Origin of the sequence: Variovorax glucosi, assembly GCF_051216695.1 — a bacterium.
In the GTDB taxonomy this organism is placed as follows: Bacteria; Pseudomonadota; Gammaproteobacteria; order Burkholderiales; family Burkholderiaceae_C; genus Variovorax.
In genome coordinates, this window is the sequence record NZ_JBPJZE010000001.1 from 775,183 (window position 1) to 788,626 (window position 13,444).

General features: G+C 66.4%; 13 protein-coding genes. 11 read left to right on the forward strand and 2 right to left on the reverse strand.

Annotated elements, in window-relative coordinates:
* Positions 1-3: 3 nt before the first annotated feature.
* Positions 4-2,661, reverse strand: a complete 2,658-nt coding sequence (gene mdeB, locus ACSFA3_RS03740) for an alpha-ketoglutarate dehydrogenase (RefSeq protein WP_435504047.1) — start codon at positions 2,659-2,661, stop codon at positions 4-6.
* A gap of 60 nt (positions 2,662-2,721) precedes the next feature.
* Entirely contained in the window at positions 2,722-3,372 is a 651-nt protein-coding gene (locus tag ACSFA3_RS03745; RefSeq protein WP_435504048.1) for a DUF6806 family protein, read from the reverse strand.
* A 690-nt stretch (positions 3,373-4,062) separates the two neighbouring features.
* Here ACSFA3_RS03745 and ACSFA3_RS03750 point away from each other — a divergent pair.
* The 11 genes from ACSFA3_RS03750 to ACSFA3_RS03800 are packed head-to-tail and all read left to right on the forward strand — an operon-like array spanning position 4,063 to position 13,433.
* Entirely contained in the window at positions 4,063-4,242 is a 180-nt protein-coding gene (locus ACSFA3_RS03750; RefSeq protein ID WP_435504049.1) for a Flp family type IVb pilin, read from the forward strand.
* A gap of 21 nt (positions 4,243-4,263) precedes the next feature.
* Entirely contained in the window at positions 4,264-4,782 is a 519-nt protein-coding gene (locus ACSFA3_RS03755; protein ID WP_435504050.1) for an A24 family peptidase, read from the forward strand.
* 7 nt (positions 4,783-4,789) lie between these two features.
* Positions 4,790-5,749, forward strand: coding sequence for a Flp pilus assembly protein CpaB (gene cpaB, locus ACSFA3_RS03760; RefSeq protein ID WP_435504051.1), 960 nt, complete (start codon positions 4,790-4,792; stop codon positions 5,747-5,749).
* Positions 5,750-5,761: 12 nt separating this feature from the next.
* Positions 5,762-7,090, forward strand: a complete 1,329-nt coding sequence (locus ACSFA3_RS03765; protein ID WP_435504052.1) for a type II and III secretion system protein family protein — start codon at positions 5,762-5,764, stop codon at positions 7,088-7,090.
* A complete protein-coding gene (locus ACSFA3_RS03770) occupies positions 7,087-8,310 on the forward strand; it encodes a CpaE/TadZ family protein (protein ID WP_435504053.1) in 1,224 nt (407 codons plus the stop codon). Before ACSFA3_RS03765 ends, ACSFA3_RS03770 begins: the two co-directional genes overlap by 4 nt.
* A gap of 2 nt (positions 8,311-8,312) precedes the next feature.
* Positions 8,313-9,698 (forward strand): TadA family conjugal transfer-associated ATPase, encoded by a 1,386-nt coding sequence (locus ACSFA3_RS03775; protein WP_435504054.1) that lies wholly within the window; start codon positions 8,313-8,315, stop codon positions 9,696-9,698.
* Complete coding sequence (locus ACSFA3_RS03780) at positions 9,691-10,686, forward strand: type II secretion system F family protein (protein ID WP_435504055.1); 996 nt, start codon at positions 9,691-9,693, stop codon at positions 10,684-10,686. Before ACSFA3_RS03775 ends, ACSFA3_RS03780 begins: the two co-directional genes overlap by 8 nt.
* Positions 10,687-10,691: 5 nt before the next feature.
* The gene (locus ACSFA3_RS03785; protein ID WP_435504056.1) at positions 10,692-11,633 is read left to right on the forward strand and encodes a type II secretion system F family protein; all 942 of its coding nucleotides are present in this window, start codon (positions 10,692-10,694) and stop codon (positions 11,631-11,633) included.
* Positions 11,630-12,493 (forward strand): DUF3613 domain-containing protein, encoded by an 864-nt coding sequence (locus ACSFA3_RS03790; protein WP_435504057.1) that lies wholly within the window; start codon positions 11,630-11,632, stop codon positions 12,491-12,493. Before ACSFA3_RS03785 ends, ACSFA3_RS03790 begins: the two co-directional genes overlap by 4 nt.
* Positions 12,490-12,939: a TadE/TadG family type IV pilus assembly protein gene (locus ACSFA3_RS03795; RefSeq protein WP_435504058.1), complete on the forward strand. Its 450-nt coding sequence runs from the start codon at positions 12,490-12,492 to the stop codon at positions 12,937-12,939. The genes ACSFA3_RS03790 and ACSFA3_RS03795 overlap by 4 nt, the downstream gene beginning before the upstream one ends.
* Positions 12,940-12,962: 23 nt before the next feature.
* Complete coding sequence (locus ACSFA3_RS03800) at positions 12,963-13,433, forward strand: TadE/TadG family type IV pilus assembly protein (protein WP_435504059.1); 471 nt, start codon at positions 12,963-12,965, stop codon at positions 13,431-13,433.
* Positions 13,434-13,444 lie beyond the last annotated feature (11 nt).

The window sequence follows — 13,444 nt, forward strand, 5'->3', positions numbered from 1 at the left end:
GGATCAGCGCAGCGAATGCCTCGCCGCCCGCGCAATGCTCGCCGCATCGACGCCGAAGAAATCGCGCAGCGCGGCGCGCGTGTCGCTCCGGCCAAATCCGTCCGTGCCCAGGGTGACCATGCGCCGACCTTCCGGCAGGAACGCGCGGATGCTTTCCGGCACCGCACGGACGTAATCGGTCGCGACGACGATCGGTGAACCGGAACCGGCGAGCAATTGCGTGATGAAAGGCGTTTCGATTTCGGTTTCGGTTTCGGCATCGGCTGCTGAATTGCCGCCCCGCCCTTTCAGCGTCGCCGTTTCGCATCGCGCACCGTCCCGCGCCAGCTCGCTCCAGCTCGTCACGCTAAATACTTCGACCGCGAGGCCTTCATCCGCCAGCAACTGCGCCGCCTTGACGACCTCGTTCAGGATCGCGCCAGATCCCATCAGCGTGACCTGGGCCGGCACATCCGGGCCGTAGCGGCCGAAGCGATAGCAGCCGCGCAACACGTCCGCACGAGCCTCCGCCGGCAGGCTCGGCTGCGCGTAGTTCTCGTTCATCAGCGTCACGTAATAAAAGACGTCGCGCTGCTCGACAATCATTTCGCGGATGCCCGCATCGACGATCACCGCCATTTCTCCTGCATAGGCCGGGTCGTAGGCCTTGCAGTTCGGAATCGTCGCGGCCACGAGATGGCTCGATCCGTCCTGATGCTGCAGCCCTTCGCCGCCGAGCGTGGTGCGACCCGACGTCGCGCCGAGCAGGAAGCCGCGAGCGCGCTGGTCGGCTGCTGCCCAGATCGCATCGCCGACGCGCTGGAAGCCGAACATCGAGTAGTAGATATAGAACGGCAGCATCGCCAGGCCATGCACGCTGTAGCTGGTGGCCGCCGCCGTCCAGCTGGCGATGGCGCCGGCCTCGCTGATGCCTTCTTCCAGGATCTGGCCGTCGGTGGCTTCGCGATAACTGAGGATCGAGTCGATGTCCTCGGGCGAATAGCGCTGGCCGACGCTCGAATAGATGCCCACCTGCTTGAACAGGTTCGCCATCCCGAAAGTGCGTGCCTCGTCGGCGACGATCGGCACGATGCGCGGGCCCAGCGCCTTGTCCTTGAGCAGCGCGCCGAGCATCCGCACGAAAGCCATCGTGGTGCTCATGTCCTTGCCGTCGGCTGCGATCGCGAACTGGGCGTAGGCGGCAAGCTCGGGCTTCTGCACCACGTCGCAAGCCGTATCGCGGCGCGGCATCGAACCGCCGAGCGCCGCGCGATGCGCCATCAGGTACTGCATTTCGACGCTGTCCTCGGCCGGCTTGTAGAACGACAGCGAAGTCGCCTGCTCGTCGGTCAGCGGCAGGCCGAAGCGGTTGCGAAAACCGATCAGGTCCGCGCTCTCGAACTTCTTGTGCGAATGCGTGGTCATCCGGCCCTGCCCCGCGCCCATGCCGTAACCCTTCTTGGTGTGGGCGAGGATCACGGTCGGCTGGCCAGTGTGAGCTGCGGCTGCGGCATAGGCCGCGTGGATCTTGACGATGTCGTGGCCGCCGCGCTTCAGGCGGTCGATCTGCTCGTCTGTCATGCCCTGGGCGAGCTTGCGGAGCTCCTCGTTCTGGCCGAAGAAGGTGTCGCGGTTGAAGCGGCCGTCCTTGGCCGCGAAGGTCTGCATCTGGCCGTCGACCGTGTCGCCAAGCGCGCGTGCCAGGGCGCCGGTGGTGTCGCGGGCGAAAAGGCCGTCCCAGTCGCTGCCCCAGACCAGCTTGATCACATTCCAGCCGGCGCCGGCAAAAAGCCGTTCAAGCTCGTCGATGATTCGGCCATTGCCGCGTACCGGACCGTCCAGCCGCTGCAGGTTGCAGTTCACGACCCAGACCAGGTTGTCCAGCTTCTCGCGCGCGGCGAGCGTCAGCGCGCTCATCGATTCGGGCTCGTCCATCTCGCCATCGCCGAACACACCCCAGACCTTGCGCGCGCCGCAATCGAGCAGCTGGCGGTCCGTGAGGTAACGCATGAAGCGCGCGTGGTAGATCGAACTGATCGGGCCGATGCCCATCGAGCCGGTCGGGAATTGCCAGAAGTCCGGCATCAGGTAGGGATGCGGATAGCTCGAGAGGCCGCGTGCACCCTTGCCTTCGGTGAAGGCCGGTGCGGTGAGCTCCTGGCGATAGTGGCCGAGATCGGCTTCCGTCAGCCGGCCTTCGAGGTAGGCGCGCGCATAGACACCGGGCGAGCTGTGCGGCTGGAAGAACACCAGGTCGCCGACATGACCCGCCTCGCTGCGCGCATGGAAGAAATGATTGAAACCGACCTCGAACAGGTCCGCTGCGCTGGCATAACTCGCGATGTGGCCGCCAAGCTCGCCATAGGAATGGTTGGCGCGCACGACCATCGCGAGCGCGTTCCAGCGCATCAGCGAAGCGAGTCGCTCCTCGATGGCGAGGTCGCCAGGGAACGCGGGCTGGTCGGTGACCGCCACCGTGTTGACATACGGCGTCGCGAAATCAGGTTTCCAGCCGATGCCCTGACCGCGCGCGACCTGCGCAAGCGCGTCGAGCACCTGACGCGCCCTTGCCGGGCCGCCGGATTGCACCAGCGCGAGCAGAGCCTCACGCCATTCCTCTGTTTCGGCGGGGTCCGGATCGACCGGATGGAGGAGAGAGACGGGTGTCGCAGGAGCGTTCATTTGAGTCAAGGGCCGGAGGCCGAGTCGTTCGATGATCGCCGCGAGTTTGCACTCTAATAATCAGTGCAGATGTCGCGGACGGCGCCCGCCGCCATGACCGCCACCGGTGCCGGGACCGCCCGATCCGCCGCTACCGCCGCTGCCGCGCGGGCGCTTGCCGATCTCGAGCGAATTGACGAGCGCATCGAATCGGTCGCCGAACAGCTTGTCGATCTCGGCGACGACGCCACCGAGTTCGGCGCCGTCGAAATGGCGCTCCATCAGATTGACGACGTCTTCCACGAGCAGGTCGCGCTGCACCTGCATGATCGCGGCCGGATTCGGCCCGACGAAAAGCATGATGAAGTCGTCGCGCGACTCTTCCTCGGGGTCGCCTTCTTCCTCGTCGAAATCGGTGTCGTAGAAGGTGATCTCGATGGCTGCGCCCTGCTCGGCGAGCTCGTTGAGCGCCATGCACATCTCGTCGAGTTCCTGGCGGAAGTCTTCGTCGCCGGCGACGGTCCAGCACATTTGCAGCATGTGCTCCTTGGGCTCGAAGCGCAGGCCGGGTTCTTCTTCGTAGGAACTGGTGGCGCCGTCGGCCAGCGACTTGGCGCCGGCATAAGTCCAGAGCGGCTTCAAGGCCTCCTGGATCTGCGCGAATGTGACATCGGATCGCAGCGGTACGTCGCCGTGCACATGGATCTCGAATGGAGCGTTGTAGCGAGGCATGTCTTGCTCCCTTTTTGGTGTGGTGGTGCCCATACCGGCCCTGAGCCGGCGTGCCCATAGCGGGAAGCGACGAATTTTAAGCGTATTGCACGGATGGCCGGACGGCGCCCGTGGGGAGTGCTTGGCAAGCCTGTGCGCCGGCTCCGGAGGTCCCGTTCGGGTTCGATTGCGGATGGCCCTGTCGCCACGAATCGAACCCTAAAAACGGACCCTAAAACGTTAGTACCTTTGCCGTACGAAAGAACTTCAGTTTTGCTCGGCTATTGCACGATCCGAAAAAAAACTGTGGCGAATGTCACATCGATTCAGGGATTTGCATCGTTTTCCGACCTCAATTCGACTTCAAGAGCTGCTTCGTAAAAACCCGGAGTCAGCGCATGGGGCGATGCAAATAATGCGTTTCTTTCCCATGCCGACGGCACAAGCCAAACCGCGCCCGGCCGCTTCAAATTCGCATAGATCGTTGATCTGAAAGGGATTTACAACTAATTCGAAGCGCGGCGCCATGTCCTACAGAACGGGGCATCTTTCGTTAAAGCTCCCGCGCACTCTTCGAGGAAGTTCACATTTTTTGACAATCATGATCGACTGTGTACTTTAGAGGTAATTGATACGCAAACTTACAAAAATTAAGATTTCTGCACCGAATCAAATCGGCAGTTCAATCAATTACCAATTTGAGGTTTTCAAATGAAATCTGCAATTATCAAATTTCTGCGCGATGAAGAAGGAGCAACTGCAATTGAATACGGAATCATTGCGGGAATGATGTCGATCGTGCTTGCCGCGATCTTTGCGCCAACGGGCCTTTTCGGTGCGGCGCTCACCGGCGTCTTCACTCGCATCGTTGCCGTTCTCGCAGTGGCCTGAAAACGTCGAAGCCTTGCCGTCATGACGCATGTCTGGATCCTCTGGCTGCTTGCGGTCGCCGCGTTCGACTTCCGGCAACGCCGCGTGCCCAACTGGCTGTCGCTTGCCGGCGCGGTCGTTGCGATCGCGGCGCTGGTCTTCGACAGCCAGCCTTTCGGCATCGGATGGCGGAATTCGGCCGGGGGTGCGGCGGTGGGATTCGGGGTTCTGCTGATGCTTTACGCAACGGGCCTCATGGGCGCGGGAGACGTCAAGTTTGCCGGTGCGCTGGGCCTGTGGGTCGGTTTTGCGCCGCTGATGCCGATCTGGGTTGGCGCGAGTTTTCTGGCGGGTGTCCATGCAGCGCTTTGGCTTGCGCTCGATCAGTGGCCTGTGGCGCCTCGGCTGGCCTTGGCGCTTTCCGGCGTCCGGCGGGGCGATATCGATGCTGCCGGCCCGGCGTCGAGCCGCCTCGCACGACAGCGTCATGTTCCCTACGCCGCCTATCTTTCCCTGGCGACCCTCGCCTGGCTGGCCACGGGCCGGACCTTGCTGAACTGAAGCCGTGGTGCATCTCACCAAAATCGTCGCTGCCCTGCTGGTACTGCTGGCAGTGGTACTCGGAATCTATGCCTGGGTCCTCGGGCATGGAACCAAGGGAATCGGGGCAGCGCCATCGCTCACGCCGGCAGCCGGGCAGACGGCGCCGCCCGCAGAGGTCCGCACGACAGTCGCTTCGTTCCCCGTCGTCGTCGCCGCACGCGCAACGCCGGCAGGCCAGGTGATTGCCGCAGACGCTCTGCGCGTCGTGCAACTGCCGATTCAGCCTTCGGGCAGCTTCGCCGGCACTGAAGAACTCCTCGGACGCGTGCCGGTGCTCGATCTTTCCGAAGGTACGCCGCTGGTCGAAAACCAGCTCGCCACCGGCTTCGCGCAACGGCTTGGCGACGGTGAGCGTGCCGTCGCCGTTCGCGCGGACGAAGTCATGGGTGTGGGCAATCGCGTGCAGCCTGGCGATTACGTCGATGTGTTCGTGGTACTGAAGGCCGACGGCAGGGACATAGCGGCGAACCAGGCGCGACTGCTGCTGTCGCGCAAGCGGGTGCTGGCGTTCGGCGCGGCGTCGGTCGACAACATGCAGCAACAGCAACAGCAACAGCAACAGCAGCAGCAGAACAACCAGCCGTCCCAGGGCCGCAGCGAAGCCGCACGGACCGCCGTGCTGGCCGTCCCGGTGGCCGAGATCGCCCGCCTGGCGCTCGGCGAGAACAGCGGTCATCTGTTGCTCGCGCTGCGCAACCCGGCCGACACGATGCCGCCGGACCCCGCACTTTTCACCGGGCTGACGGCGACCCGTCTCGTCGCCGAGCCCGCCAGCGGTGCCGCGACGTCTGCCGTGGCGCCGCCGGTTGCAAAGCGTCCTGCGCCCGTCCAGGCGAGCGCAAGCCGCAGCGCCGCCGACCGGCCGGCGCGAATCAACGAAGTCGAATTCATCCGTGGTAACCGCCGCGAGACGCTGAACTACTGAAGCGCCTTTCCCATGCCCGCCACCTTCTCCAGAAAAGCCGCATTCGCCGTGATGACGCTCGTCGCGCTTGCCTTGCCCGCCGCATTGCCGGCCGCAGCGCCTTTCGATGCGGCCGACAACGCCGCGCCGCGACTGCTCCGCCTGCCCGCCGGCGCCCAACGCGAACTGATGTTCGACAAGGGTGTCGAGCGCATCGCCATCGCCGACGAATCCGTCGCCACGGTGACGGTTTCGCGCAAGACATCCGCCAGACCGCCATCCGCCGGTTCCGGCCCCGGCGCGACGGCTGCGGCGCGCCTGATCATCACCGGCAAGAAGCACGGCCAGAGCACGCTCATGGTCTGGGAACGTGGCAGCACCGCTGCAACCACGTATGCAATCGAGGTGCAGCGTCCGATGCCGCTGATAGAAGGCAGCGTCGCCGACGTTCCTGCCTATCGACAGGCGCGCGAAGAAGCACTGGCTGCCTATGCCGACAAGGCCGTGCCTGTCGACCGGGCACAGGTCGAGGTTCGCAGCCACACCGTCCAGGTCGAGGTGCGGGTCGTCGAGTTCAGCCGCAGCGTGCTGAAACAGGCGGGGCTCAATCTGTCGTCCTACGGCCCCAACAACCATGGGTTCAGTTTCCTCAGCACGTCGCCCGGGATGCTGTCGGAAGCTTTCAACCTCGCGCTGAACTTCGGCAATGCCAACAAGGGCCGCGGCATGCAGGCCACGCTGCAGCTGCTGCAGCAGAACGGGCTGGCGCGCGTGCTCGCGGAACCGACGCTGGTGACCGTCTCCGGCCAGAGCGCGAGTTTCCTGTCGGGCGGCGAGCTGCCGATACCGGTTCCGCAGGGGCTGGGTACCACATCGATCGAATACAAGCCGTTCGGCATCGGCCTGAGCGTCACGCCGACGGTGCTGTCCAACGAGCGCATCGTGCTGAAGGTCGCGCCGGAAGTGAGCGACATCGACTACGGCAACAGCCTGAACATCGGCGGCTCCTCGGTGCCGGCCATCAGCACGCGTCGCGCCGACACCACCGTCGAACTCGGCGACGGCGAAAGCTTCGTCATCGGCGGGCTGGTGAGCCGCACGACCTCCTCGAACGTCGACAAGGTGCCGCTGCTCGGCGACCTGCCCGTCATCGGCTCGTTCTTCAGGAACAACCGCTACACGATGAACGAAAAGGAGCTGGTCATCATCGCCACCCCGCATCTGGTCAAGCCGATCGCCCGAGGCACCGACCTGTCTTCGCAACTGCCCGGCGGCGGCACCGAGCAGCGCGACGGCCCCGTCTGGCGCTCGATATTCCTCGGCGCCGCTTCCGGCGACGCGCTGCCCGGCTTCTCACGATGAACACGCCCGACACCTACCTCTTCGCCTGCGAGCACGGCGCCCGAATCAGCTGGCTGATCCACGCGCTGCAACGGCAGGGCACGGTGCAGCCGATCGCCATGACGCCGGAGGCGCTGGACGAGCGCATCGCGGCCAGCGCGCCCCGCGCCGTCTTCCTGGACTTTTCGGAGCCGCATGCCGCGACCTCGGCGACGCTGCATCAGCATCTCCGGCGCGACTGGCCGGCGCTCGCCATCCTGGGAACCGGCAGTGCCGACGACCCTGCGACGCTGCTGGCCGGCCTGCGCGCAGGCGTCGACGATTTCATCGACATGGCCGCACCCTCGCCGGACGCCGAAACCACGCTGGCCGCACTGCTGGAGCGACGCAGCGCACAGAAGGCCGCCGTGCGCGGCCGCACCGTCGCACTGCTCGGCGCCCGCGCCGGCTTGGGCACCACCACGCTCGCCGCAAGCCTGGCGCTGCTGATGCAGGACGCGACCTCGCGCGCCGCCCTGCTCGACCTCGGCCTGCCGGCGCGAGACGGGCTGCTGTACCTCGACACGCAGAGCAGCTTCAGCTTCGTCGACGGCGTGCACAACCTCCGCCGGCTCGACCAGACGCTGCTGCACACCGCTTTCGCCCACCATGCCGGCGGCGCTGCCGTCTTGCCATTGCCGCCGAGCCTGACGCAGATCCGGGAGATATCGCATGCCGACTCGGCCGCGCTGATCCGCCGGCTGGCCGATTTCTTCGACTACCAGTTCATCGACCTCGGCGGCTTCACCACGGTCGATTTCATCGCGCGCACGGTGGCCGAGGCCGACCGGACCTGGGTGGTCTGCGACCAGAGCATCGGCGCCATCCTGTCGACGGCGAACATGCTGCGCGAACTGGAAACGCGCGGCATCGAGATCCAGCGCTTTTCGCTGGTCGTCAACAAGATCGATCCGGCCGTGAGCCTGACTGCCCGCGACATCGCCGCGCGTCTGCGCCTGCCGCTGGCCCACGTCCTGCCGATGCGCCGCACGGCACTGCTGACGGCAGCCGGACGGGGCGAGATGCTGGTGCGCACGGCGCGCAACGACCCCTACACACAGGCCGTTCTCGGCATCGCGAAAGCGCTGCAGCGCGAGTTCGCGACGTCGGGCGCCACTGCCGGAGCGCCGACCGGTGCTCCGGCCGCCTCGCCGTGGAACAGCTTCATGAGCCAGATCAAGAAGCGGGCGAAGGAGAGCTGAGCATGTCACCGGTCATCGAATTCGCCGACGACAACGAAGGCTTCATACATTCGCAGCAGTTCCAGGACATCAAGGGCTGGACGCACGAACACCTGCTCGGGCGCATCGAGGAGCTGGGCGCGGAATTCGGACGGCTGTCGCGGGCGTCGATCCAGCAATTCGTCGAACTGGAGCTCGACGGCTTCATCCGCCAGCAGCGCGTGCCTGTCAACAACCGCGAAATCCAGCTGATCGCCGACGCGCTGACCAAGGAGCTGGCCGGTTTCGGGCCGCTGGAAGACCTGCTGAACGACCCGGCCGTCGAAGACATCCTCATCAACGGCCACAAGCAGGTCTACGTCTCGCGCCGCGGCATGCTGCAGCGCGAGACGCTGCGCTTCACCGACGAGGCGCACGTACTGCGCATCGTGCGCCGCATCCTGGCTCCGGTCGGCCGCCGCCTCGACGAGGCCAATCCGATGGTCGACGCCCGGCTGCCGGACGGCGGGCGCATCAACGTGGTGATCTCGCCGCTGGCACTCGACGGGCTCTCGGTGTCGATCCGCAAGTTTCGGAAGGACCCGCTAACGCCGTCGGAACTGGTGCGTCTCGGCACTTTCGACGCCGGCATGGCACAACTGCTGGAAATAGCGGTGAAAGCGCGCTGCAATGTGCTGGTGAGCGGCGGCACGAGTTCGGGCAAGACTTCGCTGCTGAACGCGCTGGCGACCTTCATCCCGGCGACCGAGCGCGTGGTGTCGATCGAGGACACGGCGGAGCTTTCTCTGGGCCACGCGCATGTCGTCCGCCTCGAAAGCCGCTCCGGCGGATTCGACGGCGCCGGCCAGGTATCGATCCGCGACCTGCTGCGCAACAGCCTGCGCATGCGGCCGGACCGGATCATCGTCGGCGAGGTGCGCGGCGCGGAAGTGATCGAGATGATGCAGGCGATGAACACCGGCCACGACGGCTCGATGGGCACCATCCACGCCAGCTCCCCGCGCGAATGCCTCTACAGGCTGGAGATGCTGGCCGGTTTCGCTGGCTACCAGGGCAGCGAGAACAGCCTGCGCCGGCAAATCGCGAACGCGGTCGACTTCATCGTCCAGATCGGCCGGCTTTCGAGCGGACAGCGGCGCATCCTGTCGATTTCGGAGGTCACCGGCGTCAACGACGACGTGGTTGCGATGCAGGAGCTTTACCGCTACGACCCGATGACCGGGCCGGACGGCCGCGAGATCGACCGTTGGGCAACGCTCGGCGTCGCTCCGCATTCGCCGAAGATCACGCGCTTCCGCCAGAGCCTCCAGCGCCAGCAACGTGCGACGACCGCGGCCAACAGCGACAGCGGCACGGCCCGCGACCGGATGGACGAACCCATCACCGGCTTCGGAGCGATCCGTGCCTGACGCGTTCTTCGTCGCCGCGATCCTCGCGCTGCTGGTCGCGGCGGCCGCACTTCTGCTCTGGCAGTGGGCAGCCCGGCGACAGGCGCGCGATGCGGCCGGGCGGTTCCTGGCGCAGCAGATCGCGGCGCACGGAACCGGCGGCGGTCTGGCCGCCGACGGGTCGGCAGCCGAGCAACCCAGGCAGATGACCGACCCCTGGGCGCCCGCGCCGGCCGGTCCGGCCAACTCGGCGAACTCGGCCAATGCGGCCAGGACAGGCTGGGCTCCGATCGAGTTGCCTGGCCGGCTGCAAGGCGTGATCACGCTGCGGACTCTCGCGATCTCCTCGATCGTCGTACTGGCGGCAAGCATCGCCATGCTGGCGGCGGCAGGCGCCCTGCCTGCCGTGACCGCGTTCGTCCTGCTCGCCCTTGCCGGCACGTTCGCTCTCTGGCTGCGCCTGCAGAAGCGGCGCCGGCGCATGGTCGCGCAACTGCCGGGCTTCATCGACGGAATGGTGCGGCTCCTGACAGTCGGCAATGCGACGCAGGCGGCGTTCCAGCTGTCCGTCGACAGCGCAAAGGCACCCCTGCGCGAACCGCTGGAAGACGCCGCCGCGCTGGCTCGCGCAGGTGTCGATCTCGATCTCGCGCTGCACCAGACGGCTCGCGACACCGGCATCGACGAGATGGCGCTGCTGGCATCGATCGTCGGCGTCGGCGTGCGCTACGGCGGCAGGACCGACCTGCTGCTCGAACGCGTCGCGGGCTTCATGCGCGACCGCGAACAGGCCGAGCAGGAACTGATCGCGCTGTCTTCGGAAACACGCCTGTCGGCCTGGGTGCTGGGCCTGCTGCCGATGATCGTCGCAGGCATCATCGTGATGACCAACGCTTCCTACTTCCTGCGGATGTGGCAGGACCCGACCGGGCAGACCATGATCTTCGGTGCCGCCGGGCTCCAGATGATCGGCGTGCTGATGCTCTACCGCCTGGCGCGCATCGGATGACCGCGATGACGCCCGAAGCACTCGCGATCCTGAGCCTGGCGTTGATGGCGGCATCGGCGCTGCTGGTCGCCGGTCTGCTGATCGCGCGGGAGTCGGAGAGACACCGGCACGCGCGCGTGCTGGAGCGGGCGCTGGCCGTCCAGGGCGGTGCGGCATCGTCCGGCACCGACGGCGGCGATGCATCCGGCAAGAGCCGCAAGACATTGCCCATCCACTGGCTGCAGACACGCGTCGGCCGGCTGCTGGTCGCCAACGAAGACCGCAAGCTGATCGACCAGTGCGGCCTGCCTTCGGTGCGTGCGCAACTGGTCTTTCTGCTTCTGAGGCTGACGCTGGCCACGCTGCTGCCGCTCATGGCGTGGATCGGTATTGCAGCGGGATGGCTCGACCAAAAGATACCGCCCGTCGCCGCACTCGCCTTCATCGTCGGCTTCATGCTGCCCAAGTGGCTGCTGGGTCGTTGGGCCGCAAGAAGACGCGAACGCGTGGTGGAAGAACTGCCGCTCGCGGTCGACCTGCTGCGGCTGCTTCAAGGCGTCGGCCTGAGCCTGGACCAGAGCCTGCAGGTGATGGCGACCGATTTCACTCACGTGCTGAAGGTGCTCGGCGCGGAACTCGTCATCGCCAACCGGCAGTACGCGCAGGGCCGCACCCGCGAGCAGTCGATGCAGCGGCTGGCGACGCTGCATGCGAACGACAACCTCGCCGGACTGGTGGCGCTGCTGGTGCAGGTCGATCGTCATGGCGGCGCAGTGCAGGAGCCGCTCGCGCAGTTCGGCGACCGGCTGCGCGAATCGCGGCGCTCGCAGATGAAGGCGCGCATCGGAAAGATCACCGTGAAGATGACCGGCATCATGGTCGTGACGCTGCTGCCGGCGCTGGTCATCGTCGCCGCCGGGCCGGGTTTCCTGGCCATCGTCCGTTCAATGGGAGCCATGGGCAAATGACCACTCAACGCATCCTCCGCACAGGTGCCTCGCTGCTGGCGGCCCTGTTGCTCGGCGCCTGCGCCAGCGAGCCGAAGGGCGTCTACCCCGGCGCTGCGGAACAGCAGCTCCAGCGCAACGCCGCCGAAGCACCCACCGGCGCGCCGGCGGACAGCGAGGAAACCTATCTCCGCCTGGTCGCGCAGATGCAGCGCGACGGGCTGTGGTTCGCATCCCTCGCCCACATCGACGCGCTGGAGCAGCGCTGGGGCAGCACCTCGCCGTCGGTCCGGCTGCGGGCCGACGCGCTCCGCCAGACGGACCAGCCGGACGCCGCGCGCGCCGCCTACGAAAAGCTCGTCGGCACGCCGCTCGAAGCCGCCGGCCATCACGGTCTCGGCCTCATCGCCGCGTCCCGGCGCGACGATTCGGAAGCCATCCGATTCTTCGAGCTGTCGCGTCAGCGCAACCCGACCGACGGTGTGCTGCTCGGCGATCTCGGCTATGCCTACCTGCGTGCCGGCCGCATCGCCGAAGCACGCGTTCCGCTGATGCAGGCAATCCAGCTGCGGCCGGACGATGCACAGGTGCAGGTCAATGTCGCGCTGTATCTGCAAGCCAGCGGACAGGCGCCGCAGGCGGAGGCCCTGATGAACGCCTACAAGATGGCGCCCAGGACGCGAGCCGCCGTGCACGACAGCGCCCTTTCGCTGGTCGAACTGCAGCGCAACGGCAGTGCCGAATCGGCAACGCCGCGGCCCATCGCCGGCGAGATCGCGAACCTGAGCTACCAGCGCTACATCGACAGCTTCAAGCGCCCGATACCCGAACACCTGAGCACCAACATGCGCAGCGCCGGCGCGGGGCGCGCTTCGCCATGAAGGCCCGGCGCACCCAGCGCGGCGTCTACGCGGTGGAGTTCGCATTCGTGTTCCTGATTTTTTTCACCCTGCTCTATGCGAGTCTGTGCTTCGGTCTGCTGTTCGCGTTCCGGGCCGGGCTGCAGAACGCAGCCGAAGATGGAGCGCGTGCGGCCCTGCGATACCAGGTCGACCTTCCTTCCCGCACCGCGCGCGCCGCAGCGGTCGCGCTGCAGCGCACGAGCGGCTGGCTGCCGGTGACGCCGACCGTCGCGGCTCAGGTCTGCGGCGTCGAAAGCAACCAGTGCATCGCACCGGTCTGCAGCCTCGACTGGTCGCAACGCTGCCAGATCGTCGTCACGGTGACGGCTGGCGGCATTCGCCGACTGATGCCGGCGCTGAACTTCGCGATGCCCGACACGCTGACCGGACGCGCCACCGTGCTGCTCGACGGGCGATCGCTGTGAGTACCCGCCGCCGATCGCATCGCATGCAGCGTGCGCAGCGCGGTATCGCCGCAGTCGAATTCGCACTGGTCTTCAGCCTGTTGCTGCTGATGCTCTACGGCATCGCGACCTTCGGCGCGGCGCTCTACATCCAGCAGGCGGTGTCGCGCGCTGCCGAAGACGGCGCTCGCGCGGCGCCGCTGCTGCCGTCGCTGATGCTGAAGAACAGCCAGGCGGCAGCCGTCGAGCAGATCAAGGGTGCCGTGCGCGATTCGCTCGCCGGATCGCTGATCGTGCCGGCCGCGAGCAACGTTTCGCAGGCAGCTCGACGCAACTGGATCGCCAGCCAGGTGACGGTGACGGTGACGGTCGCGACCGCAAGCCCGCTGGTCACCGTCACGGTGAGCTATCCGTACAGTCTCAACCGCGTGCTGCCCTCGGTCCCGCTGTTCGACGCCAGCCGCTGGATGCCGAACACGCTGACCAGCCGCGCAACGGCCGTCCTTTATTCCTGAGCGGGCGACCC